Source organism: Blastococcus sp. SYSU DS0617, from assembly GCF_054051075.1.
Window position 1 is genome coordinate 122,986 of the sequence record NZ_JBJHAO010000007.1, and the last position, 26,646, is coordinate 149,631.

Below are 26,646 nucleotides of genomic sequence, written 5' to 3' on the forward strand. Positions count from 1 at the left end.
GTCAGCCCTGCCGCACGAGGCGGGCGAGCGCGGCGAACGCGTCGTCGGTCCGCTCCAGCGCCGAGTCGATGTCGTCGGGGGTGTGGGCGGCGCAGAGGAACCAGTTGTGCACCGGGTGCAGGTACACCCCGCGCGTGACGGCCTCGTTGGTCCACGCCCGCGCCAGCGAGGAGCCGGCGTCGTCGTCCACGAAGCGCAGCAGGGGCATCTGGACCGGGCCGGTCTGCGTGGTGGCGAAGCCGTGCACCGCCGACTGCGCGGCCAGCCCGTCGCGCAACCGGGAACCCGCGTCGGCCATCCGGGCCATGGCGTCGGTGTCCCGCAGCTGGGTGAGCGTGGCGACCGACGCCGCCATGGACACCGCCGAGTACCAGAAGGACCCGGTCACGTAGATGCTCGACGCCGCCTGACGGAGGCCGTCCACGCCGGTGATGGCGGCGAGCGAGTACCCGTTGGCGATCGCCTTGGACCAGGCGGAGAGATCGGGCCGGACCCCCAGCGGCTCCCAGCTGCCCCCGAGGTCGAGGCGGAACCCGCAGCGCACGTCGTCGAGGATCATCACCGCGCCCGTGCGGTCGCAGACCGCCCGGATCGCGCGGGCGAACTCGCCGGTCGCCATCTCCTGGTCGCGGGCGAGCTCCTGGCGCACCGGCGAGACGATGATCCCGGCCAGGTCGTCGCCGGCCTCGGCGACGGCGGCCTCCAGCGAGGCGACGTCGTTGTAGTCGAAGTAGCCCAGGTGCGCCCGGTCCTCGGGGAGGACCCCGCCCGGCCGGGGCGTGCACCACGGGATCGCGCCGTGGTACGCCCCGGTGGCCAGCAGCACCTTCCGCCGGCCGGTGGACGCGCGGGCGATGGAGACGCACGCCGTCGTGGCGTCGGTGCCGTTCTTGGCCAGCATCGCCCAGTCCGCGTGCGGGACCAGCTCGACCAGCAGCTCCGCGAGGTCCACCATCACCGGGGAGGGGCCGTCGAGCAGGTCGCCGGTGTCCAGCTGCGCGCGGACCGCCGCCTCGACGACCGGGTCCTTGCGACCGAGGACGACCGGCCCCCAGCCGCACATGAAGTCGATGTACTCGTTGCCGTCGACGTCCCACAGCCGGCTGCCCTCGCCGCGGGTCATGAACTGCGGGTAGGCGTCGGGCAGGCCGGCCGCGTTCATGTGGCCGTACATGCCACCGGGGATCACCGCACCGGCCCGTGCGCGGAGGGCCGCGTCCACCGTGCGCGGGGGGAGGAGCTGCGTCATCTCATCGACTCTTCCGCTCGAGTGGCGGGGCCCGGAAGTGCCGGGCGAGGCCCACCGCTTTTTTTCTATCAGTTGTCCGATAAACGCACCAGGCCCTCCGGATCAGACGGCGAGGGCCGCGCCGATCAGCGACCGGGCGTCCGCGGCCCCGCGCGGCGGACCGTCGGCCGGCACGTCGATCAGGTGGGCGTGGCCGAAGCCGGCGGGGTCCGGCCGCGCCGTCCGCACCTCGTGCCCGCGCTCCACGAGACCGGGCCGCCACGACGAATGCGCGTGCGCCTCGATCCGGACGCGGTGCGCGGCGGGCCGCTCCCAGAGGTTGAAGCCGGTCCCGCCCTCGGCGCCCAGCACCCACCGTGGCGCGCCGATCACCGCGGCCGGGTCGTCCCCGGTGACCAGCAGGCGGGCGAGCAGCTGCGGGACGAGCTGGGTCTGCGAGTCCCCGCCCATGGTGCCCAGCAGCGCGCGCAGCGACCCGTCGGGGCGGGTCACGAGGGTGGGCGACAGCGTGTGCGGCGGCCGCCGGCCCGGGCCGTACTCGGCCGGGTGCCCGGGCTCCAGGCTGAAGCCGATGCCGCGGTTGTGCAGCAGCACCCCGGTGCCGGGCACCGCCACGTGACAGCCGAACTCCTTGGCGTTGGACTGGATCAGGCTGACGCCCATGCCGTCACGGTCGGTGGCGCAGAGGTAGATGGTCCCGCCCCCGGCGTAGCGGTCGTCCCGGAGCACCGTCCTCCGCGGGTCCACCATGGCGGCCCGGGCATCGAGCCGGTCGGGGTCGAGCAGCGCGCCGCCGTCCGCACCCTCGAACAGCCCTCGGGGGCGGTCGAGCCCGGCCAGCCGCGCGGCCTCCACGGTGAGGTGCGCCCAGGCGGCGTCGTCGGCATCCGCGCCGAGGCCGGCGCGCTCGGCGATCCCGGCCCCGGCGAGCGCCAGGACTCCCGCGGAGTTCGGCGGCACGGTCCACACCCGGTGGCCCCAGACGTCGAGCGCCAGGCCCTCCACCCAGTCCGCAAGGGGCCGGTCGAGGTCCTCGGGCAGGTACTCCCCCGCTCCCGCCTCCAGCAGCCGTTCGCCGAACTCCCCGCCGTAGAAGCCGTCGCGGCCCTCGGCGGCGATGGCCCGCAGCATGCGGGCGGGCCCGGGACGGCGGAGGAGGTCGCCGGACGCCACGCCGGACAGCACGAGCTCGTCGCAGCCGGTCACCCCCGCCAGCTTCGGCAGCATGAACGCGAGCATCGGCGAGGTGGGGAATCCCTCCTCCGCCAGCTCGACCGCCGGTGCCAGCACCTCGGCGAGCGGGAGCCGGCCGAGGCGGCCGTGCAGGGTCAGCCAGCCGTCGACGCACCCGGGGACCGGAGCGCTGCGGACGTCGCCCAGCGGTGGCATGGCGCGGTGCCCCTCCGCCCGCAACCGGTCGGGATCCGCGCCGCTGCCGGCCCGGCCGGACGCGTTCAGCACCAGGGGCTGCGCCGAACCGGTGCCCGGCCCGGCGACGAGGGCCATGAGGTCACCGCCCATCCCGCACATGTGCGGGGTCGTCACGGTCAGCGCCGCGCTGGTCGCGATCGCCGCGTCCACGGCGTTCCCACCGGCGCGCAGGACCGCGGTGCCGGCCTCCGAGGCCAGCCGGTCGACGCTGCAGACCAGCCCGTCAGGACCGGCGACGGTCTCGGTCTCCCACGTCACCGCGCCCTCGCCGACGGCGCCACCAGCGGCCACGGGCGCTCGCGCTCGAACAGCGCCGCGACCGACAGCAGCAGCGGGTCGCTGTGCCGCGGCCCCACGATCTGCATGCCGATCGGCATCCCCCGCGGCGAGAGGCCGGCCGGGACGCTGATCGCCGGCACGCCGGTGATGTTCATGCCCATGGTGAGCCGGCCGGTGTTGCCGAGCCCCTCGACGTCGACGTCGCCCACCCGCTTCGGTCCCGGTCCCTCGGCGGCGTAGGGGTCGTCCGGGTTGGTCGCGGCGAGCACCAGGTCGACGGACTCGAAGAGGTCGGCGAAGGACTCGTTCAGCTGCTTGCGCAGCGGGTCGACCGCCGCCGCCTCGGCCATGCCGAAGGTCTCCGAGCGGGCCATCAGCGCCGCGACCTCGTCGGTGAGCAGCTCGCGGATCTGCGGCCAGTACGCGTGCATGCCGTGCCACATGGTCGGCAGCGAGGCCCCGGACCAGATCGCGGCCATGTCCGGGACGGCGAAGTCGACGTCGACCCGCCGCATGCCGGCCGCGGCGATCAGCGCACCGGCGGCCTCCTCGATCGCGGCCACGACGTCGGGGTGCACCACCGTGCCCCCGAAGTCGGGCAGCACCGCGACCCGCAGGCCCGCCAGGTCGTGGGTCCCGAGCCCGGCCTCGAACCCCTCGACCCGCGGCAGGCTGAACGGGTCGCGGGGGTGCGCGCCGTTGGCGACGTCCAGCCAGCGCGCGGTGTCCCGCACCGAGCGGGACAGGCAGCCGACCGTGGAGTGCAGCGGCTCGATCTGCGCGAACGGCGCGAAGGGGATGGTGCGGAAGCTCGTCTTGATGCCCACCAGGCCCGCGTAGCCGGCCGGGATGCGGATCGACCCGCCGCCGTCCGTGCCGGTGCCGATGGGCACCACTCCCCCGGCCACGGCGGCCGCCGTGCCGCCGCTGGACCCGCCCGGCGTCAGGCCCGGGTTCCACGGGTTGCGGGTGGTCCCGTGCAGCTTGGTGGAGGTGTAGCCGACCAGCCCGAACTCGCTGCTGGTCGTCTGCACGACCGGGATGGCGCCGCCGCGATCGCGGATGCGCTCCACGTGGACCGTGGTGAACGGGCCCGTCGTCCCCTCGAGGAGCTTGCTCCCCCGCGGGAACGGCCAGCCCTCGACCGGCTCCAGCTCCTTGACCGCGAACGGCACGCCACCGAAGGGCTTGCCCACGTCGGCGTCCCGCGCCGCCGCCAGGGCGTTCTCCGCGTCCACGTGGCAGACGGCGTTCAGGTCGCTGGCGTCGACGGCGTCGAGCACCGCCTGCACCGCCTCGACGGGGCTGATCTCGCGCGCCCGGAAGGCGTCGACCAGCGAGCAGGCGTCCTGCAGCCAGGGCTCGGTCATGCGGAGCGCTCCCTGCCCGGGAGGGCGGCGCCGTAGACGGCGGGGCCGGTGTCGGACGTGGCGCCGCCGCGGGCACGGTCGACTGCGACGGCCAGGGCCGCCAGGAACTCGTCGGCCACGCGCACGTGGAAGGGGGAGACCATCAGGTGCAGCCCGCCGGGCTGCCGGTTCGGGTACCAGCCCTGCTCGGCGAGGGTGTCGGCCACGACACCCATGTCCAGGACGTCGCTGCCGAACTGGAACACGCAGAGGTCCGGCGTCGAGGTGATGGACAGGCCCTCGATCGCCTCGACCCCGGCCATCAGCCGCCGGGTGGCGTCGCGCACCTTGGCCGCCTGGCGCAGATAGCCCTCCTCGCCGAGGTGGCGCAGCGCCGCCCAGGCCCCGGCGATGGGCGGCGCGGGCCGGGTGCCGGCGGCCGTCGGCGAGCCGTACAGCCCGCCGCCCCAGGCGCCGTCGTCGAACCACCACTGGGTCCGGTACTGCTCGACGTCGCGGTGCAGCAGCACGCTGGCGCCCTTGAAGGCGTAGCCGTACTTGTGCAGGTCGGCGCTGATGCTCGTGACGCCCTCGACCCGGAAGTCCCACGGCGGCACCGGCTCGCCCAGCCGCTCCCAGAACGGCAGCATCATCCCGCCCAGGCAGGCGTCCACGTGGCAGAGCACGCCGGCCTTCCGCGCGATCGCCGCGATCTCCTCGACCGGGTCGATCACGCCGTACGGGTAGCAGGGGGCGCTGGCCACGACCATGGCGGTGTCGGGGCCCACCGCGGCGCGCATCTCCCCGACGTCGACCCGGAAGCCGCCGTCCACCGGCACCCGCACCTGCCGCATGCCGAGCAGGTGGCAGGCCTTGGCGAACGCCGGGTGGGCCGTGATCCCGGTGACCAGCACCGGGTCGGCGATGCCCTTCTTCCGGGCCGTCTCCCGCGCGACGAGAACGGACATGAAGATCGACTCGGTGCCCCCGCTGGTCAGGCCGCCCGCGCCCGGGGTGCCGTGCAGCAGGCCGGCGACCATGTCCGCCGCCTCGCGCTCGAGGCGGGCCAGGCTCGGGAAGCGGACCGGGTTCAGGGCGTTCTCCGCGAGGTACTCGCGGCTGACCTCCGCGAGCAGCTCCTCGAGCTCGTCGTCGTCCGGGTGGAAGATCAGCCCGAAGATGCGGCCGTTGCGCCAGTCGGCGTCGTCGTGCCGGTTGGCGCGCAGCCGGGCGAGGACCTCGGCCCCGCCGGTGCTCTCGGCGGGCAGTTCGGCGGGTGCGGGTGATGCGGTGGACACGGTGCCTCCCGGGTGTGGCGGCGGTCACCTCCGCCGTCCGGCGGACCCTATCCGCCGCGGGCCGCCGGCACCTGCCCGCCCGCCGTTATGGTCGGCCGGTGAAGATCCTGGTGCTGGGCGGTACGTCGTTCGTCGGACGCGCGATGGTCGAGGAGGCACTGGGGCGGGGTGACGAGCTCACCCTGTTCAGCCGCGGCCGCACCGGCACCGACCTGTTCCCCGACGTCGCCCGGCTGATCGGCGACCGGGAGACCGGCGACTACTCGTCGCTGGAGGGCACCGACTGGGACGCCGTCCTCGACGTGAGCGGCTACGTCCCCCGCCACGTGGCGCAGGCCGCCGACGCGCTCGCCGGATCCACCGGCCGGTACCTGTTCATCTCCACCGGCGCCGTCTACGACGGCCGCACGGACGGCCCCCTGGACGAGACGGCCCCCCGCCGCGAGCCCGAGCTCGGCACCGAGCAGGTCGACGGGCGCACCTACGGCCCGCTGAAGGTGGCCTGCGAGGACGAGGTGCTGGCGCGGTACGGCGACCGGGCGACGCTGGTCCGCCCCGGGATCGTGGCCGGACCGCACGACCAGACCGACCGGTTCACCTGGTGGGCCCGCAAGGCCTCCCACGGGGGCACGGTCCCCCTGCCGGGCCGCCCGGACCAGCCGGTGCAGGTCGTCGACAGCCGCGACCTCGCCCGCCTCGTCGTCACGCTGCTGCACGACGACCGGCCCGGCACCTTCAACGCCGTGGGGCCGGCCGAGCCGGTCACGCTCGCCGGGCTGGTCGAGGCGTGCGCACGCGGGACCGGCGCGACCGTCGACGTCGTCCCGGTCGACCCCGCCCTCGCCGGCGGCGCGGTCCCTCTCGTGCTGCCCGACCCGAGGTTCGACGTCGGCATGCGCCGCAACGCCGACCTCGCCCGATCGGTCGGGCTGACCGCCACCCCGCTGGAGCAGACGGCGGCCGACGTCGTGGCCTGGGACCGCGAGCGCGGCGAGCCTGCCCTGGCGATAGACCTCCCGGCCGAGCGCGACGCGGCGTTGCAGGCCGCCGCGGAGGCGGCCAGGAGCTGATGCGGATCCCGCCCGGTCCGGTGGAGGTCGCGGGGGGCACCGCCGAGCTGCTGGGCGACGCCGACCGCGACGGCGCCTGGGTGCTGATGGTGAACGGCACCCCGCAGTCGCACGTCGACCTCGACGACCCGACCCACCTGGAGTTCGAGTACGTCCGCCGGATCGGCCACGTGCTCGACCTCGCCGCGGGAGGGGGCGAGCCGCTGGACGTGGTCCACCTCGGCGGCGGTGCACTGACGCTCCCCCGCTACGTCGTGACCACGCGTCCGGGCTCGCGCCAGCGCGTCGTGGAGATCGACCAGCCGCTCACCGATCTGGTCCGCGAGTACCTGCCGCTGCCGCGGAACGCCCGGGTGCGGGTCCGGGGCGCCGACGCCCGCGCCGCGCTGGCGACGCTGCACGCGGCCAGCGCCGACGTCGTCGTCACCGACGTGTTCGCCGGGGCCCGGACACCGGCACACCTGACCACCGTGGAGTTCGCCCGCGAGGTGGCCCGGGTGCTCCGGCCCGGTGGCACCTACGCCGCGAACGTCGCCGACGGGCCACCGCTCCGCTTCGCCCGCGGGCAGGTCGCCACCCTGCGCCAGGTGTTCCGGCACGTGTGCCTGCTCGCCGAGCCGGGCACCATGCGCGGCCGCCGCTTCGGCAACCTGGTCGCCGTGGCGTCCGACGCCGAGCTGCCGCTGGCCGGCCTCAGCCGCGCCTGCGCGCGCGATCCGATGCCCGCGCGGGTGGTCGACGGCGAGGACCTGGAGCGCTTCGCCGGACGGGCCCTGCCGGTCACCGACGCCGAGGCCCAGCCCTCACCCGAGCCACCCGCCGGGGTCTTCGCCCGGTGAGGTCCCGCGGTGCGCGCTCAGCTCACCAGCTGTTGCCGCGGTGCAGACCGCGGACGGCGGGGCGCACGTCCACCAGGTAGACCACCGCGGCGATGACGGCCGGCAGCCCGAACAGGCTCATCGCCCCGAACAGGTAGACGAAGACGGCCGCGAGCCCGGTGATCGCCGCCCAGGCGGGCTTGGTCAGCTTGTCCATCGCCACGAAGCCGGAGGCCGGGCGGATCAGCGCATCCACGAAGGCCCACAGGGTCAGCGCCTGGGCCGCCCAGTAGAGCACCACGAACACCAGACCGTCGAACTCCGCCATGGGCGAGAGGGTACGCGCCGGAGGCCTCCGCCCCCGGACGCGACAGGGCCCCGGAGCGCTCGCGCAGCTCCGGGGCCCTGGTCCGTGGGTGGCGTGTGTCAGCCGTTGCGCTTGGCCGGCACAGCCGCCGGGTCGGTCCGCTTCGCGGTCCGGGCCCGGGTGACGCGCGCCGAGGTCGTCTTGGCGGACGAGGTGCCGGCAGCGGCACTGCTCTTCTTACCTGAGGCCTTCTTGGTGGCCTTCGGTGCCTCCACGGCGTCCTCGAGCCCGTCCTTGGTGGCGTCGGCGGCCTGCTCGACCGACGACTCGGCCTTGGCGGCCACCTTGCCGGCCTTCGCGGCGGTCTTCTGCGCGACCGAGGTCACCTCGTCCGAGGCGTCGGCGACGGTCTCGGCGGTCTCCTCGAGGACGTCCTCGAGGGCGTCCTCGACGGTGTCGACGGCCCGCTCGGCGCGGCGCACGACCCGGCGGAAGCCGGGCTGGCGGCGGAGGTCCTCGACGACCTCGGCACCGCGACCGGCCAGGGTCTCCAGGGTGGTGGTCGCCTGGGTGCGGGCGGTCTCGACCAGGTCGGTGACGGTGCTGCGGAGCACGTCGGGACGGACGGCGCCGGCCAGCTGCTGCGCCGTGGTGCGGGCGGTGCCGGCGGCCTCGGTGGCCCGGGTGCGGGCCTCGCGGACGGCCAGGTCGGTCTGGACCTGCGCCTCGCCGGGCAGCGCCTCGGCCTTGGAGCGGAACTGGTCGAGGGCGGTCCTGGCGTGCTCGACGGCCAGGTCACCGGCGCCGACGACGGCGAGGATCGGGGTCCGGGCCTGCTCGGCGAGGGTGCGGCCCTGGGCCACGGCGAACTCGCCGACCTGCTTCACGGTCTGGGTGGGGGTCATGCCGACTCCTTGCTTGGGCGGGAGGGTGGGTGCACGGGAGGGACTGGTGGGGATGCGGGTGCGGGCTGGGGAGCGGCCTCGCGCGCCGCGCCGGCCTGGTGCTCGCGGACGTAGGTCTCGTAGAGCTCCAGCAGCACGGCCTTGTGCCGGTCGGACAGTGCGTCGTCCGAGCGGATCGCCGCCACGGTGTCCGGGTTGCCGGACCGCCGGTCGAGGATCCCGGCCTGCTCGTAGAGCGTCTCGGCCGAGATCTTCAGGCCCCGGGCGATCGACGCGAGGATCTCCGCCGACGGCTTGCGGAGGCCCCGCTCCACCTGGGACAGGTAGGGGTTGCTGACGCCGGCGGTGCGGGCCAGCTCCCGCAGGGACACCTGGGCGGCACTGCGCTGCTCGCGGATGTAGTTGCCCACCTGCGAACCGACGGCGGTGACGTTGCTCGTCGAGGCGGTCGTGGCCTCGGCGACCGAATCCGCCACGCTGCCGGCGACACGGTCCACCGTGGTGCGGACCGTGCTCACCTGCTCGCGGACGAACTCCCCGGGTGTCTGCACAGCTACGACGTTAACCGCCGGTGCTAGCTCTTGCAAGCGGGTGAGCTAGCACTGCCTGTCGCCCTGGTCACACCGCTCGCCGCAGGTCAGGAGCTCAGCGAGGCCGCCGCGCGGACGGCGCCCACCACGCCCCCACCTCCGTGGACCGGCTGCTGCAACCACGGTGCGAGCGGCTCCGCGGGCACCCCCAGCCGGAGCAGCCCGGCGGTGAGCGCCGGCATCCGGCCGCGGTCGCCGCCGTCGTCGAGCTTGAGCGCCACCGCACCGGCCGCCGGGACGGCCGCGACGTGCACGCCGTCGGCGCCCCCCTTGACCAGCAGACCGGGGACGGCCTGCATCAGGCCGGTGTCCTCGCGGCCGGTGCCGGCGACGAACCACGGCTCGGCCCGCATCGCGTCGGCCACCGCACGTTCCCGCGAGCCTGCGTCGGCCTGGACCAGGGAGAGGAACCCGCGCGCCAGGCCGGTCGGCGAGAGCGCGTGCTGGGGCGCGCCGCACCCGTCCACGACGACGGCCGACACCGGTTCCCCGGCGGCCTCGCCCAGCCGTTCCTCGATGGCCCGCTGCAGCGGATGGTCGCGGTCGAGGTAGCCCTCGACGGGCCAGCCGGCCGCCACGCAGGCGGCGAGCATCGCCGCATGTTTGCCCGAGCAGTTCATCGCCAGGCGCTCCGGAGCCCGGCCGCCGGACAGCCACGCCGCCCTGGTCGCCTCGTGCGACGGCAGCACGGGCGGGCAGCCGAGGTGCCCGGCTCCCAGACCGGCGCCGTCGAGGATCGCCGCGGCGCGCTCCCGGTGCCCGTCCTCGCCGGTGTGCGAACCGGCGCCGATGGCCAGCTCGGCCGCCGAGCGGGGTGCCCAGCCGGCCGCGAGCAGCGCCGTCGCCTGCACGGGCTTGTTGGACGACCGCGGCAGGATCGGCCGGTCGACGGCGCCCGCGGCGAACAGCACGTCGCCGTCGGGCCCCAGCACCACCAGCGAGCCGCGGTGCACCGACTCCAGGAACCCGGAGCGCTCGACCTCGACCAGTACCGGGTTGTCCGGCCAGCCGCCGGTCATCGCCCTTCGTCGGCCAGCAGGGCGGCGACGTCTGCCTCGCCGTCGCGGTACCGGCGTCCCAGCTCGGCGGCCAGGGCGTCCATCACCTGCTGCACGCCGCGCCGCCGCTCCGACAGCCCGGCCTCGGCGGCAGCCAGCGCCCGGGCACCCTGCTCCAGCTTCGCGTCGCTCAGCTCGGTGATCGAGGAGAGGTCGACCCCGGGGGTCAGCGCGTTGACCCACAACTCGTAGCCGTTCGGGTCGGCCGGCTGCACCGTCTGGTGCCGGCCCAGGCCGTGCGCCGGGCCCCGTCCCTTCTCGGCCAGGATCTCCGGCAGGAGCTCCACCAGCGACCGGCCGTCGTGCTCGGCGCGGCGCTGCAGCTCGCGGCGCACGATGTCCAGGCGACCCTGCAGGAGACGCCGGGTGTAGGAGAGGTTGACCTCCTCCTGCTCGGCCTGGCGGCGCAGGGTGCGCACCTCGGCCATGGACCGCCGGGTGGCGTCCTCGAGGAACGCGGGCTCCAGCAGCGCGTCGACGGCAGGGCCGCCGGCAGGACTGGTCTTCGGGCTCACGTGCTCTCCTCGCTGGCGGGTCGTCGGCGTCGAACTCTGTTCACGCTCGCGGCATCGTCGCAGACCGGACCGCCCGGATCCGCTCCCGCGCCGCCGCCCGGGTGTCGTCGACCTCGGCGACGGCGTCGTCGGGGTCCATCGCCGCGACCGAGCCGCCCACGGTCAGCGCGGCGTCGTGGGCCACCGACTGCTTGACCAGCGCCAGCGCGATGACGCCGAGCTCGTGGTGGCGCACGACGGTGCCGACGCGGCCCACCTCGCGGGTGCCGGCCAGCACCGGGGCGCCGGGCTCGGTCAGGTCCTCGCTGACGCCGTCCAGGTGCAGCAGCACCAGCCGGCGCGGCGGCCGGCCCAGGTTGTGCACCCGGGCGACCGTCTCCTGCCCGCGGTAGCACCCCTTGTCCAGGTGCACGGCGCTGGTCAGCCACTCCAGTTCGTTCGGGATCGTGCGGTGGTCGCTGTCCACGCCCAGCCGCGGACGCCGCGCCTCGACGCGCAGCGCCTCGTAGGCCTGCACCCCCGCGAGCCGGGCTCCGGCGGCGAGCAGCCGGTCGGCGAGGCCGTCCACGGCGGTCCGCGGCACGACCAGGTCCACGACGAGCGCCGTGCCGTCGCCGATGGGCCGCATGCGGCGGGCGAAGCCGCCGTCGGCCAGCGGCTCGACGGCGTACTCGGCGGCGGGCGCCGGCATGCCTGCCGCGGCCAGCACCTCGAGCGCCCGCGGCCCCACCAGCGAGAGCACGGCCTCCTGCCCGGTCCGCAGCTGCGGCTCGACCCGCAGCAGAAACCGCATCCGCTCCAGGAAGGCGTGCAGCGCCGCGCCCGTGCCCGGCTCGACGTCGGCCCACGTGGTGCCGGCCAGCTCGGCCAGCACCAGGTGGTGCTCGACGTGCCCGTTCGGGGAGAGGACCAGCGCCTCGCTGCCGGTGGCGTCGGCCAGCCGGTCGAGGTGCTGGCTGGTCAGGCTGTGCAGCCAGGACAGCCGGTCGGCACCGGGGACGACGAGCACGTCGCGGTCGCTGCGGTCCACCAGCCCGGCGCCCTCGGCGAGCAGCCGCTGCTCCCGCAGCGGGTCCCCGTAGTGGGCGGCCACGGCGGGAGCGGCGTCGACCGGCTCCTCGACGGCGACGGCGCCCGGGCGGGACAGCAGGGGTGAACTCATGGGGTCTCCGATCCAGCTCGATCACGGCAGGCGCGGCAGGTCCCGGACAAGGCGACGTGCCCCACGTCCACGGTGAAACCCAGATCGGCGGCCAGACGTTCCGCGGCGCCGTCGAGCAGATCCGGAGCGACCGAGGAGATCTCCCCGCAGGAGGCGCAGACGACGTGCAGGTGGGGGTGCTCGGATGCGTGGTAGACCGGCGCCCCCTTGCCCAGATGGGTGTGCCAGACGAGGCCGAGGCGCTCGAGCAGCTCCAGGTTGCGGTAGACCGTCGAGGCGTCCGGTGCCGACCCGGCGGGCCCCGCCTCCTCGCGCAGCCGCGCCCCGATGGCCTCCGGGGTGGCGTGCTCCAGGGCCGCCACCGCCGCCAGCACCCGCCTGCGCTGCGGGGTCAGCCGCAGCCCGCGCTCCCGCAGCCGCTCGGCCAGCGGGGCGCCCCCGTCGGTGGCGTGCCCGAGAGCGGTGTGCCCGAGAGCGGCGTGCTCGTCGGCTCCGGCGTCGTGCCCCATGACGCGACCCTATGCCCGCCGTCGGGCAGTCTGGACCGGTGACCGATCAGCGCAGCGTCGCGATCTGGCGGGACGGCGCGGCCGTCGCCGTCCCGGCGGACGAGCCCGTACTCACCGCCTCCGACCAGGGCCTGGTCCGGGGGGACGGTGTCTTCGAGTCCGTGGCGGTGCTCGACGGGAGGACGCCGCACCTGGCCGCGCACCTCGCCCGGCTGGTCCGGTCCGCCGCGCTGCTGGAGATCCCCCACCCCGGCGACGACGTCTGGCGGGCCCTGGCCGACGCCGTGCTGGCCGGCTGGCCCGCGCGGACCGAGGGCGTGCTGCGCCTGTTCCTCACCCGCGGCCCGGGCGAGGACTCGGCGCCCACCGCGCTCGCCCTGCTGGCTCCCGTGCCCGCGGAGACCGTCCGCCAGCGCACGACCGGGATCTCGGTCGTCACCCTGTCGCTCGGGATCCCGGCGGACTTCCGGGCGCAGGCACCGTGGCTGCTGGGCGGCGCGAAGACCATCTCCTACGCGGTGAACATGGCCGCCTACCGGCACGCGCACCGGCTCGGCGCCGACGACGTCGTCCTCACGTCGCTGGAGGGCGAGCTGCTGGAGGGACCGACGTCGACGGTCGTCTGGGCGGCCGGCGGCACCCTGCACACCCCGCCCACGGAGACCGGCATCCTGCCCGGCACGACGGTCGCCCGGCTGTTCGAGCGCGCGGAGGCCGACGGCTGGCCCACGGCGCGGACCCGCGGCACCGTCGGCGACCTGCACGCCGCCGACGCCGTCTGGCTGCTGTCGGGGGTGCGCGGGGCCGCACCGGTGCACACCCTCGACGGTGTACGCCGCGGTGACGCCGACCTGACACCGCGGATCCGGCAACTGCTCGCCGGGTAGCGTGGACCCACGGTGCGCCGGGAAGTCTGGTCGGCAACGTCCTCATCGACCCCTGATCCCGGAGCCGCCCCCGTGACCACCCCGCCCTCCACCCGTCTGCTCGGCCGCGGGTCGTGGACCGAGGCGCAGCGCGTCACCGCCGTCCTGCGCAAGGAGACGGTCGGCGGGGTGCTGCTGCTCGTCGCGGCCCTGATCGCCCTCGTCTGGGCCAATTCGCCCTGGGCGGAGAGCTACGAGTCGCTGCGCGACACGCGGGTCGGCCCCTCCGCGCTGCACCTCGACCTCACGCTGGGCACCTGGGCGGCCGACGGCCTGCTCGCGATCTTCTTCTTCGTCGCCGGCCTGGAGCTCAAGCGGGAGTTCGTCGCCGGCGACCTGCGCGAACCGCGTCGGGCCGCGCTGCCGATCGCCGCCGCCGTCGGTGGCATGGCCGTGCCGGCGCTGTTCTTCGTGCTGCTCAACCTGGGCGGCCCCGGGGACGCCCTGCAGGGCTGGGCCATCCCCTCGGCCACCGACATCGCCTTCGCGCTCGCCGTGCTCGCGGTGATCAGCACGCACCTGCCCAGCGCGCTGCGCACCTTCCTGCTCACCCTGGCCGTCGTCGACGACCTGCTGGCCATCACGGTCATCGCGATCTTCTACACCGCAACGCTGAACGTCCCGGCCCTGCTGCTGTCGCTGCTCCCGCTGGCGGCCTTCGGGTACCTCGTGCAGAAGCGGATCCGGTCCTGGTGGCTGCTGCTGCCGCTCGCCGCCCTCACGTGGGTGCTCATGCACGAGTCCGGCGTGCACGCGACGGTCGCCGGCGTGCTGCTCGCCTTCACCGTCCCGGTCGTGCGCAGCGCGGCAGCCGGGGGGCCCGACGCCGGCCCGGGGCTCGCCGAGCACTTCGAGCACCTCATCCGGCCGATCTCGGCAGGGATCGCCGTGCCCGTCTTCGCCTTCTTCTCCGCCGGCGTCGCGGTCGGCGGGCTCTCGGGGCTCGGCGAGTCGCTCGGCGACCGCATCGCGATCGGCATCGTGGTCGGCCTCGTCGCGGGCAAGGCCATCGGCATCACCGGGGCGACCTGGCTGGTCTCGCGCTTCACCCGTGCCCAGCTCGACGAGAACCTGGGTTGGCTCGACGTCGTGGGCCTCGCCCTGCTCGGCGGGATGGGCTTCACCGTCTCGCTGCTGATCACCGAGCTGGCCTACGTCGACGACCCCGAGAGCTTCGACCACGCGAAGGTCGGCATCCTCTTCGGGACGCTGCTCGCCGCCGTGCTCGCCGCCGTCATCCTGCGGCTGCGCAACCGCCGCTACAAGCAGATGTACGCCGCCGAGACCAGCGACGTCGACCGCGATGGGATCCCCGACGCCTGGGACACCGTCGACGACCGGGCCGCGCACGACCCCGAGTGGGACGGCGCCCTGCCGCCGGGACGGACCCTGGCCGACGTGGAGGCCGAGCACGCCGACCCCGACGACGCACCGCCCCCTGCCTACGAGACCGTGGACGACCAGGCCGAGCACGACCCGGACTGGGAGGGCGCGCCGCCGCCCGGGCGCGCCGTCGGCGAGGCAGCCCCGGTCGGCGGCGAGGGCGATGCTCCTCGCCCCGCCTACGAGACCGTGGACGACCGGGCCGCGCACGACCCGGACTGGAAGGGCGCGCCACCGCCGGGGCGGCCCGCCAGGCCGTTCGCCGACGGCTGACAAATCCTCGTTGCCGAGCCTCGCCGGGCGACGTACTTTCGTCGTACACGAGAGAGGAGGTGGTCCGTAACTTTGCATAGCTACAGGACTCGTGAGGTGGCTGTCCGCTAGCCGCCGTCCAGATGGGCCGCCCGCTCGGACTCGCGTCCGGGCGACGGCAGATCGCCCGTCCGTCGTACGGCGGCGAGCGAGAACCGGACAGTCACCCGACCCCCGGGCCGCCGACATTTGTCCAGTCGGCCCGCGTGCAGCTCCCTCTCCGGAGGACAGCGCCGCGGAGCAGCCCGGGGGTTGTCCGTTTTCCAGGTACTTTGCGCTTCATGCATCTGGGGGGCCTGCCGGTCGAGACGGACGTCTCCTGCGGCGTCTGGATCTCCGCCGCCCGCCGCCGCGGCGAGCCGGCCACCGTGGCCGCCCTCCTCCCCGCCGCGTTCGAGGCCTACGCCCGGGTGTTCCACCCCGCGGTCCGCTACGCCGGGGACGACGACGTCGAGGTGAGCTGGGCCGAGGTGGCCGCGTACAACGGCACCACCGCCCACCCGCTGATGCAGTGGCACACCATCACCGGCAGCTGGGACGCCCAGCCCTCCGAGCACCAGGCCGCGTTCTGGGACGACGGCCCCGCGGAGGGCCACCTGCCCGTGGCCGTGGCCGCCCGGCTCGCCGCCGTCCTGGCCCGGCACACCACGACACCGCAGGACTGCCTGTTCGGCCGGTGGGACGGCTTCGGCTACGACCTCCCCGATCCCGAGACCCCGCCCCGGCTGCTGCTGCGCGGCAACCACGACGTCGTGCTCGTCCGCGGCGCCGTCACCGACGCCGTCCGCAACCTCGCGCCGGAGCCGCACGAGCAGAGCGCCAACCTCTGGTGGCCGGCCGACCAGGCCTGGTGCGTGGTCACCGACATCGATCTCACGAGCACGTACGTGGGCGGCTCCGCCGCCTGCATCGGCGAACTGCTCGGGACGGCCGGCGTGGAGGCCGCGCCGGCCGCCCCGCACGACTCGACCGCCCTGGCGGCCGACACCCGCAACCCGCCGCCCCGGGCCCGCTGACGGCTAGAGCCGGGCGAGCTCGGCCTCGAGGTCGTCAAGGCCCAGCGACCCCTGCGACAGCGCGGCCATGTGCCAGGCCTTGAGGTCGAAGGCCTCGCCGCGCGCCTGCCTGGCCTTCTCCCGGCCGGCCAGCCAGGCCCGCTCGCCGAGCTTGTAGCTGATCGCCTGGCCCGGGATGCCCAGGTAGCGGACCAGCTCGCTGTCGAGGAAGGCGAGCGCCGCACCGGAGTTCTCGCCCAGGAAGGCGCGGGCCAGGTCCGGCGTCCACGGCTGCCCGCGGTGGTCGGCCAGCGCGCCCTCGGCGTCGTCGGGGATCGGCAGCTGCAGGTGCATGCCGATGTCGATGACCACCCGCACCGAGCGCAATTGCTGGGCGTCGAGGAAGCCCAGCCGGGTGCCCGGGTCCGGGAAGTAGCCCAGCTCGTCCATGAACCGCTCGGCGTAGAGCGCCCAGCCCTCGACGTTGGCGCCCACCGAGCCCACCGACGTCTGGTAGGTCGACAGCTCCTGCGCGACGTGCGCCCACTGGGCCAGCTGCAGGTGGTGGCCGGGAACGCCCTCGTGGTACCAGATCGACACCAGGTCCCAGAGCGGGAAGCGCGTCCGGCCCAGGGTGGGCAGCCAGGTGCGTCCCGGGCGGGAGAAGTCCTGCGAGGGACGGGTGTAGTACGGCGCCGCGGCGCTGCCCGGGGGCGCGATCATCGCCTCGACCCGGCGCAGCGGCTCGGCGAGGTCGAAGTGCGTGCCGTCGAGCTCGAGGATCGCCTCGTCCATCATCGACTGCAGCCGGACGCGGATCTCCTCCACGCCCTCGACGGCCGGGCCGCTGGTGGCCAGCAGCCGCATCGCCTCCATCGGCGTCGCGCCGGCCTGCACACGGTCGGCCTCGATCCGCTGCTCGGCCAGGATCCGCTTGTGCTCGGCCCAGCCCCAGGCGTAGGCCTCCTCGAGGCCGCGGTCCGGCCCCAGGTCCGAGCCGGTCCACCGGCGCACCGCCATCGCGTACCGGTCGCGACCGACGGCGTCGGGCACGCCCTCGGTGCGCGGCCCGTACTCGTCGCGCAGGTGGTCGCGGATCGCGGCCACTGCGGCGTCGGCGTCGGCCGCCGCCGCCAGCAGCTCCGGCTGCAGCGCCTCGGGGCCCGAGGCCACGAACGAGGTGAAGAACGGACCGGCGAGCCACTCGTCCAGCTGCTGGACGACGGTGCGCACCTGGCGCGGGGCGACCAGCAGGTCGCGGCGCACCGCCTCCTCGAGCGTCTCCCGGTAGCCGCGGTAGGCCTCGGGCACGCGGGCGATGCGACGGCCGATGACCGCCCAGTCCTCGTCGGTCGCCGTCGGCATCAGCGCGAAGACCTGGCGGACCGAGTGGATCGGCGAGAACAGGATGTTGAGCGAGCGGAAGCCCTCGCCCGCCCAGTGCGCGTCCAGCTCCGCGGTGAGCCGCTCGCGCAGCAGCCGGGCGCACCGCCGCTCCACGGGGTCGTCCTCGAGCGCGGGGTCCTCGGCCAGCACGCGGTCGAGCTCGGCCAGGGTGGCGCGGACCAGGGCGACCTCTGCCTCCAGCCCCTCCGGGGAGAGGTCGGGCAGCCGGTCCTCGCCCGGGCGGACCCCCAGCGAGGTGGCGAGGATCGGGTCGAGCTCGGCGGCGGCGGCGACGTAGGCGTCGGCGACCTGCCGCGGGGTGGTGGGCATGGTGGGGGCCGCGTCGGTCATCGGATCCGCTCCAGCCGGGCGGACATCGTCGGCCGCAGCGGTCCGTCACCCACCGCCCGGTCCACGGCGTACATCAGCGCGCCCTCGACGATGCCGTAGAGCCGGACCGCGCGGGTCACCTCGGGGGCATCGGGCGTGCGGGCGACGACGTCGGTGGCCAGCTCCCAGCTCGTGGTCGTGCGGGCGGCGCCGACGTAGATCTCCAGCACCCCGTCGGCGCCGGCGACCAGCAGCTCGACGTCGTCACCCTCACCGCGGGGCCGCCAGAAGCCGGTCTCCCGGAGATCGGGGCCGACGATCTGCCCGTCGTCGGTGAGCCGCCACGTGCGGGACTCGTAGGCCAGGAACCCCCGGCCGTCGTGGCTGAACCGGACCCACTGCCCGAAGCGGTGGTCCCCGCCGGTCCCAGCCGCCTGCCCCTCGCCGTGCCACTCCCCCAGCAGCGGCAGCACCGAGAGCAGCTGGTCGGAGACCTCCGGGCCGCTCCGGACGTCGACGGTGTCGGGGACCGGCAGCTCGGTCGGCGCGCTCATCGCCGCCCCCCACTCGGCCGGCGGGACAGCCGCACGGCGCCGTAGCCGCAGGAGAGCGCGGCCAGCGCCGCCAGGGTGACGAGGACCCAGGCAGAAACCATGGGTGCCACGGTAATGACGCCGGGCCGCCGCGGCCTCAGGCGGTCACCGGCACTCCCGCGGCCGTCGCCCGGACCACGTCGTCCCACGGCGTCGCGCGCAGCCCGAAGGTCTCCGTCGTCGCGGTGCCGTCGCAGACGTAGTCGGCGTCCCACTGGTGCCGGATGTCCACGACCTCCCGCATCACCGGCACGGCGAGCCCGACCGCCCGCAGCACCGGCCACGGGATCCCGCTGACCCGCGCGGGAGGCAGGGACATCGCCTCGGCGAGGTCCGTCAGCGCCTGGCGCTGGCTGCGCGGCGCCGTGGTGGGCACGTGCCAGGCCCGGCCGAGCGCCCGCTCGTCGGTACCGAGGGTGGCCAGCGTGGCGGCGACGTCGGGCAGGTACGCCCAGCTGCGGCGGACGTCCGGGTCGCCGACCACCCAGGCCCGGCGACCGGCGCGCAGGGCGGGCAGCTGCCGGACCAGGTGCGACTGGGCCGCGGGTACCTGCGGCCCCACGAAGTCGGCGGCCCGGGCCTCGGTGACCCGGACCCGGCCGGCCTCGTGCGCGGCCAGGGCATCGGCCCACATCCGGTTGCGGACCCGGCCCTTGACGTCGGTGGCCGCGAGCGGCGTCTCCGGGGTCATCGGGCCCGCGGGCCGCCCGTAGCCGTACAGGTTGCCCATGGTCACCAGGACGGCCTCGGTGCGCTCGGCCGCGGTCAGCAGCGCCGCGGCGACGGGCGGCCAGTCGGTGGCCCAGCGGTGATAGGCCGGGTTGACCGCGTTGTAGAGGACGTCGGCGCCGGCCGCCGCCCGGGTCAGGGCGCCGGCGTCCGCGGCGTCCACCTGGCGGTGCTCGATCGCGTCGGTGGAGACGCCGCCGCTGCGGGAGAGCACCCGCACCCGGTGCCCGCGGGTGGTCAGCTCCTCCGCGGTCGTCGTGCCGACCGGCCCCTTGCCGACGATGACGTGCAGTGCCATGACGATCTCCTCCGGGCGTCGAGAGCGGTGCTCTCGTTCGGGAGCGATGCTCCAGCGCATGGGCCCGCCGTGTCAAGAGCGGTGCTCTCTCTTGCGATCAGTGATCTCGCCAGGCAGCATGGACGGCGTGCCGACCGCCCGCGAACGCGTCCGCGCCGAGGTGAGCGCCGAGATCACGGACGCCGCCCGACGCCAGCTGGCCGAGGTCGGTGCCGCGGCACTGTCGCTGCGCGCCGTCGCGCGCGACGTCGGCCTGGTGTCCTCGGCGGTCTACCGGTACTTCCCGAGCCGGGACGACCTGCTGACCCGGCTGATCATCGACGGCTACGACGCCCTCGGCGCGGCCGCCGAGGCGGCCGACCGCCCGGACGACGCCCCGCGGGTGCGCTGGCTGGCGGTCTGCCGCGCGGTGCGGTCGTGGGCCCTGGACCACCCGCACGAGTACGCGCTCCTCTACGGCTCCCCCGTACCCGGCTACGCCGCACCGCAGGACACCGTTCCGGCGGCCGCCCGGGTCGGCGTGGTGCTGGGCCGCATCCTCGGTGACGCCGCCCGGTCCGGCGTCCTCCCCGAGGGGACTGGGGAGCAGGACGTACACCTGATCAGCCGGGAGACCGCGGAGGTCCTGGGTGGGGACCACCCGGCGCTCGACGACACGGTGCGCGTGCGGGCCCTGCTCGCCTGGAGCTCGCTCTTCGGCACGCTGAGCTTCGAGCTGTTCGGCCACTTCGTCGGCTCGGTCGAGGACGCCGACCGCTACTTCGACCGGGCGATGACCGAGCTGGCGTCCCTGATCGGCCTCTGAGTGCCCTTCACCCCGAGCCACGCGGCGGCCGTGCTGCCGTTCCTCCGCACGCCGCTGCCCGCCTCGGCCCTGGTCGCCGGCAGCATCGCCCCCGACCTGCCCTTCTACCTGCCGTTCGACCTCGGCTGGCGCACGCACACCGCCACCGCCGTCGTCACCGTGGACGTGCTGCTCGCCCTCGCGGCCTGGGCGCTCTGGCACGGGCTGCTCGCGGAGCCGGCGCTGCGCGCCGCGCCCGCGGCGCTGCGCGGCCGGCTGACCGCCGTCCCCGTCGGGCTGCGCGTCCGGGTCGCGACGGCGAGCCGGGTGGCCTGGACCGTGCTCGCGGCCGCGGTGGGCGCCGCCACCCACGTCCTGTGGGACGAGTTCACCCACGCCGGGCGGTGGGGGCCCGCGACGTTCCCCGTCCTCTCCGAGCAGTGGGGGATCATGCCCGGCTACCGGTGGCTGCAGTACGTCGCGAGCGTGCTGGGCGGGCTGGTGCTGGTCGGCTGGGTGGTGCGCTGGTGGCTGCGGTCGCCGGTCCGCCCGTCCGGCCGGCCCGGTCGCCGGTGGCCGTGGGTGCTCCTGGCGGGAACCGGCTGCGTCACCGGCGCGGCCGCCGCGGCGTCGGCGGACGGCGTCGGCGAGGCCGTCTACGACGCCGCCACGTGGGGCGGGGGCGTCGCCCTGGGCGTCGCCGTGGTGCTGGCCGCCGCCTGGCAGCTCCGCCACCGCGGCCGCCGACCGGGCCGGGCAGCGCTGCCGCGGCGCCTATAGTCCGTGCGAGCGGGATCTGCGACGCCGGCAGCCGGTCCGGCGCGGCCCCCCGGCCAGGACACGGAGGTGCCCGTGCGGACGCCCGAGGAGGAGCTCGCACGCGCGCTCGTGCGCTACGAGTGGGTGCTGGCCAACGTCGCCGACGGGATCTACGGCCTGGACGCCGACGGGCGCGTCGACTTCGTGAACCCCTCCGCCGTCCGGATCACCGGTTACCCGCTGGAGGAGCAGCGCGCGGTCGACCAGCACCGCCTGCTGCACTCCCACCGCCTCGACGGATCTCCCTACCCGCGGGAGGAGTGCCCCGTCTGGCGGGCGCTGCGCACCGGCCGGACGGTCACCGCCGACGACGAGGTGTTCTGGCGCAAGGACGGCACGCCGGTGCCGGTGGAGCTCATCGCGGTGCCGACCGTCGAGGAGGGGGCGGTGACCGGCGTCATCGTCTCCTTCCGCGACCTCACCGAGCGGCGCGCGGCCGAGCAGCAGGCCGCCGAGATCGACCGGCTGGCGCACGAGGCCGCCACGTCGCGCGCCCTGTCCGACCGGCTGCAGCAGGCACTCCTCACCCCGCCGCCCGAGCCGGACCACCTGCACGTCGTCGTCCGCTACCAGCCGGCCGGCCACGAGTCCCAGGTCGGCGGCGACTGGTACGACGCGTTCATGCAGCCCGACGGCGCGACGGTGATCGCCATCGGCGACGTCGTGGGCCACGGCAGCGAGGCCGCGGCCGCGATGGGCCAGCTGCGCGGGCTCCTGCGGGCCCTCGCCTACGACAACGACGAGACGCCGGCGACGACGCTCGGTCGCACGGACCGGGCCGCCCGCGGGCTCGCCGTCGGCACCCTCGCCACCGCCATCCTCGCCCGCATCGAGCGCCACCCCGACGTCCCCGTCGCCGGGCGCCGGGTGGTGCGCTGGAGCAACGCCGGTCACGTCCCCCCGCTGGTGCTCGCGCCCGACGGCAGCTCCCGCGTGCTGGAGACCGGGCCCGACCTGATGCTCGGCGTCGAGCCGTCGGCCGGCCGCCGCGACCACACCGCCGACCTGGACTCCGACCACACGCTCCTGCTGGTCACCGACGGCCTGGTCGAGCGGCGCGGCTCCGACCTGGACGAGGGCATGGCCCGGCTGCAGGACGCGCTGCGCGACCTCGGCGGGCGGCCGCTGGACGAGCTGCTCGACACCCTGCTGGACCGGCTGGTGCCCCGGGCGGGCGAGGACGACGTCGCGATCGTCGCCGTGCGCGCCTACCGCGAGGACCGCCCCCGGCCGCCCGAGGCCGGGCCCAACCGGCTGCCGCCCGGCCTCGACTGACACGACAGCGCCCGCCCCGGCCGGAGCCGGGACGGGCGCTGTCGTCGTACGGGGTGGTCAGTCGATGACGATGGTCGTCTCGTTGAGGCCCACCTCGGCGTCGAGGACGCGCTCGCCCTTCCCCACCGGCGCCAGGGTCCGGACCTTCCAGGTGCCCGGCGCGGCGAAGAACCGGAACTCACCCTCGGGGCTGGTGACCACCTCGGCGGTGAACTCGTCGGTGCCGTCCAGCAGCCGGACGTAGGCACCGGCCACCGGGGCGCCGTCGTGCCAGACCGAGCCCTGGATCACGGTCTGCGTGCTCAGGTCGATGCCCGCGAGGGTGCCGCCCTGCTTCGGTGCTCCGCACATGTCAGCTCACTTCTCGATCGGGACGCCGACGAGCGAGCCGTACTCGACCCAGCTGCCGTCGTAGTTCTTCACGTTCTTCTTGCCGAGGAGCTCGCTGAGCACGAACCACGTGTGGCTCGACCGCTCGCCGATCCGGCAGTACGCGATGGTCTCCTTGCTGTCGTCGAACCCCTGCTCGCCGTAGAGGGCGGCCAGCTGCTCGTCGCTCTTGAAGGTGCCGTCCTCGTTCGCGGCCTTGCTCCACGGGATGTTGATCGCCGTGGGCACGTGGCCGGCCCGCTGGGACTGCTCCTGCGGCAGGTGCGCGGGGGCGAGGATCTTGCCGGAGAACTCGTCGGGCGAGCGGACGTCGACGAGGTTCTTGCTGCCGATGGCGGCCACGACCTCGTCGCGGAAGGCGCGGATCGAGAGGTCGGGCTCGGAGGCCACGTACTGGGTGGCGGGGCGCTGCACGGCGTCCTTGGACAGCGGGCGGCCGTCGAGCTCCCACTTCTTGCGGCCGCCGTCCATCAGCTTGACGTCGCGGTGGCCGTAGATCTTGAAGTACCAGTAGGCGTACGCGGCGAACCAGTTGTTGTTGCCGCCGTAGAGCACCACGGTGTCGTCGTTGCTGATGCCGCGGGACGAGAGCAGCGCCTCGAAGGCGGTCTTGTCGAGGTAGTCGCGGCGCAGCGGGTCCTGCAGGTCCTGCTTCCAGTCCAGCTTGACGGCGCCCTCGATGTGGCCGCCGTCGTAGGCGCTGGCGTCCTCGTCGACCTCGACGAAGACGATGCCGGGCTGGCCCAGGTGGTCCTGGACCCAGTCGACGGTGACGAGCACGTCGTTGCGGCTCATGGTGGTGGTCCTCCGGATGATCGGTGTGGGGTGGGATCGGTCAGGTGCGAGCAGCTGGACACGGATCGCCCGAACGCGCGGATCAGGGGAGAAAGGGACATCCCGACGGCGTTCGCGCGCGTCTGGACGACAGGAGTGCCGCCCTCAGGGGGCCGGACACAGGCAGCTGCCGACGCGGCACAGGTCGACTGTGCGGCGCGAGGTCAGCAGGATGCCCACGGCGCGAGGGTAGCGGATCACCGGCCGGCCCCGAGCCGGGCGTCGACCAGGGCGGTCAGCTCCGCGGCGCCGAGCGCCCGGTCGCTGCGGCCGCGCACCGCACCGGCCCGGTCCAGGAAGAACAGCGTGGGGGTGCTGCGGACGTCCAGGGCGCGCACCTCGTCGAGGTGGCTCTCCGCGTCGACGTGCACGTAGGCGAGGCCGGGGCGGGTGCTCCGCAGCTGCTGCAGCCGGGCCTTCGTCGCCCGGCACGGGCCGCAGAACGCCGTCGAGAACTGGACGACGGTGAGGTCCGCCTCCCCCGGGCGCACGCCCAGGCGCGCGAGGGCCGCGGCGGCCGGTGCGGTCTGCAGCGTCACACCAGCGGCAACCGGTGCGCGGCGGCCGGCTATTCCGCCGCCCCCACCCCGTCCTACTGCGCCGTCAGCACCGAGCCGGTCGCCTCGACCCGTACGCGGACGCCGTCGGCCGCGGGTGCCACGCCGGTGAGTTGCAGCCCGAACGGCAGGTCCGGGACGGTGTAGCGCAGGTCCAGCAGATCACTGACCCGGTCGACGAGGAAGGCGGGGATCTCCACCCCCGCCCCCCGGGCCCGGTCGACGTCGATCACCAGCTCGTCGTCCTCGAGGGCGACCGTCCCGGCGGCGGAGACGGGCAGTGTCCGGCCGAGCAGCTCGACGCTGCGCTCGATCCGCAGGCCGTCGCCCTCCGGGACGAGCGTGGTGCCGGCGCCGATCTCGGCGGCCAGCCGGTCGTAGGAGAGCGTGGCGACGCCGTCGATCCGGTCCACCGGCACCTCCGTGACCGATCCGGCCAGCACCGCCGACAACGGCACCTGCACCCCCTGGAGCGAGACCGAGGCCCGGGTGCCCTCCGGCTGCGGCAGCTCCTCGGCGTCGAACGCCACGCGCACGTCCTCGTAGCGACCGGCGAACACCTGGGTGAGGAACGGGAAGCCCGCGATGTCCACCTCGGGGGTGCCGACCAGGCCGCCCGTGCCGGCCAGCTCCTCGGCGACCCGGTCCTCCGCGATGCCGACGGCCACCCGGTCGGCCAGCAGCCCCAGGCCGGCGAGCAGGAGCACGACGACCAACAGCGCCCTCACCGGGCCCCGTTCACAGTGTCGCCTGCAGGGCCAGCACCACGGGGGCGCAGGCAGCCAGCGGGAGGGCCACCTGGATCACCGGCAGCAGCCACCGGGAGAAGTTCTGCTCGCCGTCCGCCGCGTCGGGGTCGTCCCCGGCGGTGGCCTCGACGACGACGTAGCTGGCCACCAGGGCGGTCAGCGCGGCCACCCCGGCCACGACACCGCCGTGCACCAGGGCCCGCTCGCCGTCGAGCGCGTTCCCTGCGCCGGCCGCCACGAGGGCCACCGCCGCACCGGCGGGGACGGCGAGGACGACGGCCACCAGCCCGCGCGGGACGCCGTCGGCCAGTTGCGGCCGCGGCAGCACCAGGTCCGTGACGTGGCCGACGAGCAGCGCGGCGCCGACCGCCAGCAGCGCCACGAGTGCCCGCTCGGAGCCGGCGTCGGTGCGGCCGAGCAGCAGCAGGGCGGCGAGCGAGGCGACGGCGACCAGCATGAGCACCGAGAGCGACAGCGAGGCCACCACCTCGGAGCGCGGGCGACGGAGCATCTGCTGCAGCACGACCGCCAGGAACCCGACGCCGATCACCGCGAGCAGCTCCCCGAGCTCGGGATCCTCGGGCAGGACCAGGGCCAGGTCTGCAGCGACCGCGGCGCCCGCCCCCACCGCCAGCGACCCGGCGAAACCCTGGACGCCGGTGACGAGCGCCCAGCACAGGACGAGACCCAGCTGGAGCACGAGCACGGCGGCCAGCCGCCCGGTCTGACCCAGCGCCTCGGGCAGTCCCACGAGCAGCGCGACCGCGAGGACCGCGAGCGCCGCGGCGGGCAGATGGTGCTCCCGCGCGCTCAGTCGGGACGTCGGGGCGGCGCTGGTCACGTCGTCGATGGTGGCAGACCAGCGGCGTCCGGCCGGTCACCGCCGCGAGGGAGGTTCGGCACCGGGAGCTGCCCGGACGCGGGCCCGTCGGTTATCCTTCCCACTCACCTCGACAGCGTCGTCGACGGCCGCCACGGCTGCGCGTCGTGGGAACCCTCGAGGAGACGACATGCGACTGGTCCTCATGACCTCGGCGCGACAGGCCACCACCGAGGTGCTGCCGGCCCTCGGCCTGCTGGGTCACCAGGTCCGCGTGGTCGCCCCGGAGCTGTCCAGCCTGCTCGACGGCGACTCCGGCGACGTCGTCCTGGTCGATGCCCGCCACGACCTCATCCGCGCCCGCACGCTGTGCGGCCTCCTCTCCTCGACCGGCGTGGCCGCGGCCCTGGTCGCGGTGCTCGCGGAGGGCGGCCTCGTGGCGCTGTCGGCCGACTGGGGCGTGGACGACGTCCTGCTCGACACCGCCGGCCCCGCCGAGGTCGACGCCCGGCTCAAGTGGGCCACCGCCCGCCGGCTGGCCGCCACGGCCCCGGCCGACGGCGCCGACAAGGGCGTGACGCAGGCCGGCGAGCTGGTCATCGACGAGCACAGCTACTCGGCCAAGCTGCGGGGCCGCCCGCTCGACCTCACCTACAAGGAGTTCGAGCTCCTCAAGTACCTCGCCCAGCACCCGGGCCGGGTCTTCTCCCGTGCGCAGCTGCTGCAGGAGATCTGGGGCTACGACTACTTCGGGGGCACCCGCACCGTCGACGTCCACGTGCGCCGGCTGCGCGCCAAGCTGGGCACCGAGCACGAGGCGCTCATCGGCACCGTCCGCAACGTCGGCTACAAGCTCGACCAGCAGGTGGCCGATGCCACCTCCCGGGCCCCGCAGGCGGAGAGCGACGCCGAGCTGGTCTGATGGG

28 protein-coding genes are annotated in these 26,646 nt (G+C 75.1%); 9 read left to right on the forward strand and 19 right to left on the reverse strand.

The features are described 5' to 3' along the window. Position 1: 1 nt before the first annotated feature. The 4 genes from ACI793_RS10230 to ACI793_RS10245 all read right to left on the reverse strand — a co-directional run bounded on the left by ACI793_RS10230 (position 2) and on the right by ACI793_RS10245 (position 5,606). The gene (locus tag ACI793_RS10230) at positions 2 to 1,249 is read right to left on the reverse strand and encodes an aminotransferase class III-fold pyridoxal phosphate-dependent enzyme (RefSeq protein WP_456606262.1); all 1,248 of its coding nucleotides are present in this window, start codon (positions 1,247 to 1,249) and stop codon (positions 2 to 4) included. A 102-nt stretch (positions 1,250 to 1,351) separates the two neighbouring features. Next, positions 1,352 to 2,971, reverse strand: coding sequence for a gamma-glutamyltransferase family protein (locus ACI793_RS10235; RefSeq protein WP_456606263.1), 1,620 nt, complete (start codon positions 2,969 to 2,971; stop codon positions 1,352 to 1,354). Then, positions 2,935 to 4,329 carry an amidase gene (locus ACI793_RS10240; RefSeq protein ID WP_456606264.1) on the reverse strand — a complete coding sequence of 465 codons (1,395 nt, stop codon included), beginning with the start codon at positions 4,327 to 4,329 and terminating at the stop codon, positions 2,935 to 2,937. Before ACI793_RS10240 ends, ACI793_RS10235 begins: the two co-directional genes overlap by 37 nt. Beyond that, positions 4,326 to 5,606, reverse strand: coding sequence for a pyridoxal phosphate-dependent decarboxylase family protein (locus ACI793_RS10245; protein ID WP_456606265.1), 1,281 nt, complete (start codon positions 5,604 to 5,606; stop codon positions 4,326 to 4,328). Before ACI793_RS10245 ends, ACI793_RS10240 begins: the two co-directional genes overlap by 4 nt. A 98-nt stretch (positions 5,607 to 5,704) precedes the next feature. On the opposite strand from ACI793_RS10245, the gene ACI793_RS10250 reads away from it, so the two are divergent. Continuing rightward, positions 5,705 to 6,676 (forward strand): NAD-dependent epimerase/dehydratase family protein, encoded by a 972-nt coding sequence (locus ACI793_RS10250; RefSeq protein ID WP_456606266.1) that lies wholly within the window; start codon positions 5,705 to 5,707, stop codon positions 6,674 to 6,676. Further along, positions 6,676 to 7,515, forward strand: a complete 840-nt coding sequence (locus tag ACI793_RS10255; protein ID WP_456606267.1) for a spermidine synthase — start codon at positions 6,676 to 6,678, stop codon at positions 7,513 to 7,515. Before ACI793_RS10250 ends, ACI793_RS10255 begins: the two co-directional genes overlap by 1 nt. 22 nt (positions 7,516 to 7,537) lie before the next feature. Here the strand turns inward: ACI793_RS10255 and ACI793_RS10260 are convergent, their stop codons facing one another. The 7 genes from ACI793_RS10260 to ACI793_RS10290 all read right to left on the reverse strand — a co-directional run bounded on the left by ACI793_RS10260 (position 7,538) and on the right by ACI793_RS10290 (position 12,540). Further along, on the reverse strand, positions 7,538 to 7,822 hold the full coding sequence (locus ACI793_RS10260; protein ID WP_456606268.1) for a DUF2516 family protein: 285 nt from the start codon (positions 7,820 to 7,822) through the stop codon (positions 7,538 to 7,540). Between the two features lie 98 nt (positions 7,823 to 7,920). Continuing rightward, a complete protein-coding gene (locus ACI793_RS10265; RefSeq protein WP_456606269.1) occupies positions 7,921 to 8,706 on the reverse strand; it encodes a hypothetical protein in 786 nt (261 codons plus the stop codon). Then, positions 8,703 to 9,257, reverse strand: a complete 555-nt coding sequence (locus ACI793_RS10270; protein ID WP_456606270.1) for a helix-turn-helix domain-containing protein — start codon at positions 9,255 to 9,257, stop codon at positions 8,703 to 8,705. The genes ACI793_RS10265 and ACI793_RS10270 overlap by 4 nt, the downstream gene beginning before the upstream one ends. An 86-nt stretch (positions 9,258 to 9,343) precedes the next feature. Beyond that, positions 9,344 to 10,315: an asparaginase gene (locus tag ACI793_RS10275; RefSeq protein WP_456606271.1), complete on the reverse strand. Its 972-nt coding sequence runs from the start codon at positions 10,313 to 10,315 to the stop codon at positions 9,344 to 9,346. Continuing rightward, positions 10,312 to 10,869 (reverse strand): RsiG family protein, encoded by a 558-nt coding sequence (locus ACI793_RS10280; RefSeq protein ID WP_456606272.1) that lies wholly within the window; start codon positions 10,867 to 10,869, stop codon positions 10,312 to 10,314. The genes ACI793_RS10275 and ACI793_RS10280 overlap by 4 nt, the downstream gene beginning before the upstream one ends. A gap of 40 nt (positions 10,870 to 10,909) precedes the next feature. Then, positions 10,910 to 12,031, reverse strand: a complete 1,122-nt coding sequence (ygfZ, locus tag ACI793_RS10285; protein ID WP_456606273.1) for a CAF17-like 4Fe-4S cluster assembly/insertion protein YgfZ — start codon at positions 12,029 to 12,031, stop codon at positions 10,910 to 10,912. After that, positions 12,028 to 12,540 carry a Fur family transcriptional regulator gene (locus tag ACI793_RS10290; RefSeq protein WP_456606274.1) on the reverse strand — a complete coding sequence of 171 codons (513 nt, stop codon included), beginning with the start codon at positions 12,538 to 12,540 and terminating at the stop codon, positions 12,028 to 12,030. Before ACI793_RS10290 ends, ygfZ begins: the two co-directional genes overlap by 4 nt. 38 nt (positions 12,541 to 12,578) lie before the next feature. Between ACI793_RS10290 and ACI793_RS10295 the strand changes: the two genes are divergently transcribed. From ACI793_RS10295 to ACI793_RS10305, 3 genes are all read left to right on the forward strand, one after another. After that, positions 12,579 to 13,427, forward strand: coding sequence for an aminotransferase class IV (locus ACI793_RS10295; RefSeq protein WP_456606275.1), 849 nt, complete (start codon positions 12,579 to 12,581; stop codon positions 13,425 to 13,427). A gap of 72 nt (positions 13,428 to 13,499) precedes the next feature. Further along, entirely contained in the window at positions 13,500 to 15,122 is a 1,623-nt protein-coding gene (gene nhaA, locus ACI793_RS10300) for a Na+/H+ antiporter NhaA (protein WP_456606276.1), read from the forward strand. Between the two features lie 320 nt (positions 15,123 to 15,442). Next, positions 15,443 to 16,177 (forward strand): hypothetical protein, encoded by a 735-nt coding sequence (locus ACI793_RS10305; RefSeq protein WP_456606277.1) that lies wholly within the window; start codon positions 15,443 to 15,445, stop codon positions 16,175 to 16,177. A gap of 3 nt (positions 16,178 to 16,180) precedes the next feature. Here the strand turns inward: ACI793_RS10305 and ACI793_RS10310 are convergent, their stop codons facing one another. The 3 genes from ACI793_RS10310 to ACI793_RS10320 form a co-directional block, all read right to left on the reverse strand. Next, positions 16,181 to 17,893: a DUF885 domain-containing protein gene (locus ACI793_RS10310; protein WP_456606278.1), complete on the reverse strand. Its 1,713-nt coding sequence runs from the start codon at positions 17,891 to 17,893 to the stop codon at positions 16,181 to 16,183. Further along, positions 17,890 to 18,426 (reverse strand): FABP family protein, encoded by a 537-nt coding sequence (locus ACI793_RS10315; RefSeq protein WP_456606279.1) that lies wholly within the window; start codon positions 18,424 to 18,426, stop codon positions 17,890 to 17,892. The genes ACI793_RS10310 and ACI793_RS10315 overlap by 4 nt, the downstream gene beginning before the upstream one ends. Positions 18,427 to 18,562: 136 nt before the next feature. Beyond that, the gene (locus tag ACI793_RS10320) at positions 18,563 to 19,492 is read right to left on the reverse strand and encodes an NAD-dependent epimerase/dehydratase family protein (RefSeq protein ID WP_456606280.1); all 930 of its coding nucleotides are present in this window, start codon (positions 19,490 to 19,492) and stop codon (positions 18,563 to 18,565) included. A 127-nt stretch (positions 19,493 to 19,619) separates the two neighbouring features. On the opposite strand from ACI793_RS10320, the gene ACI793_RS10325 reads away from it, so the two are divergent. From ACI793_RS10325 to ACI793_RS10335, 3 genes are all read left to right on the forward strand, one after another. Beyond that, positions 19,620 to 20,297: a TetR/AcrR family transcriptional regulator gene (locus ACI793_RS10325; RefSeq protein ID WP_456606281.1), complete on the forward strand. Its 678-nt coding sequence runs from the start codon at positions 19,620 to 19,622 to the stop codon at positions 20,295 to 20,297. After that, a complete protein-coding gene (locus tag ACI793_RS10330) occupies positions 20,298 to 21,056 on the forward strand; it encodes a DUF4184 family protein (protein ID WP_456606282.1) in 759 nt (252 codons plus the stop codon). A gap of 72 nt (positions 21,057 to 21,128) precedes the next feature. Further along, positions 21,129 to 22,370, forward strand: a complete 1,242-nt coding sequence (locus tag ACI793_RS10335; protein WP_456606283.1) for a PP2C family protein-serine/threonine phosphatase — start codon at positions 21,129 to 21,131, stop codon at positions 22,368 to 22,370. 57 nt (positions 22,371 to 22,427) lie between these two features. Here the strand turns inward: ACI793_RS10335 and ACI793_RS10340 are convergent, their stop codons facing one another. The 5 genes from ACI793_RS10340 to ACI793_RS10360 form a co-directional block, all read right to left on the reverse strand. After that, positions 22,428 to 22,721, reverse strand: a complete 294-nt coding sequence (locus ACI793_RS10340) for a DUF1416 domain-containing protein (RefSeq protein WP_456606284.1) — start codon at positions 22,719 to 22,721, stop codon at positions 22,428 to 22,430. Positions 22,722 to 22,727: 6 nt separating this feature from the next. Further along, complete coding sequence (locus tag ACI793_RS10345) at positions 22,728 to 23,555, reverse strand: sulfurtransferase (protein WP_456606285.1); 828 nt, start codon at positions 23,553 to 23,555, stop codon at positions 22,728 to 22,730. A gap of 236 nt (positions 23,556 to 23,791) precedes the next feature. Then, positions 23,792 to 24,133 carry a thioredoxin family protein gene (locus tag ACI793_RS10350; RefSeq protein ID WP_456606286.1) on the reverse strand — a complete coding sequence of 114 codons (342 nt, stop codon included), beginning with the start codon at positions 24,131 to 24,133 and terminating at the stop codon, positions 23,792 to 23,794. Positions 24,134 to 24,186: 53 nt separating this feature from the next. Next, positions 24,187 to 24,879, reverse strand: a complete 693-nt coding sequence (locus ACI793_RS10355; RefSeq protein ID WP_456606287.1) for an LmeA family phospholipid-binding protein — start codon at positions 24,877 to 24,879, stop codon at positions 24,187 to 24,189. A 10-nt stretch (positions 24,880 to 24,889) separates the two neighbouring features. Further along, positions 24,890 to 25,741 carry a hypothetical protein gene (locus ACI793_RS10360; protein WP_456606288.1) on the reverse strand — a complete coding sequence of 284 codons (852 nt, stop codon included), beginning with the start codon at positions 25,739 to 25,741 and terminating at the stop codon, positions 24,890 to 24,892. 169 nt (positions 25,742 to 25,910) lie between these two features. Between ACI793_RS10360 and ACI793_RS10365 the strand changes: the two genes are divergently transcribed. Continuing rightward, positions 25,911 to 26,642: a winged helix-turn-helix domain-containing protein gene (locus tag ACI793_RS10365; protein WP_456606289.1), complete on the forward strand. Its 732-nt coding sequence runs from the start codon at positions 25,911 to 25,913 to the stop codon at positions 26,640 to 26,642. Positions 26,643 to 26,646: the final 4 nt, after the last annotated feature.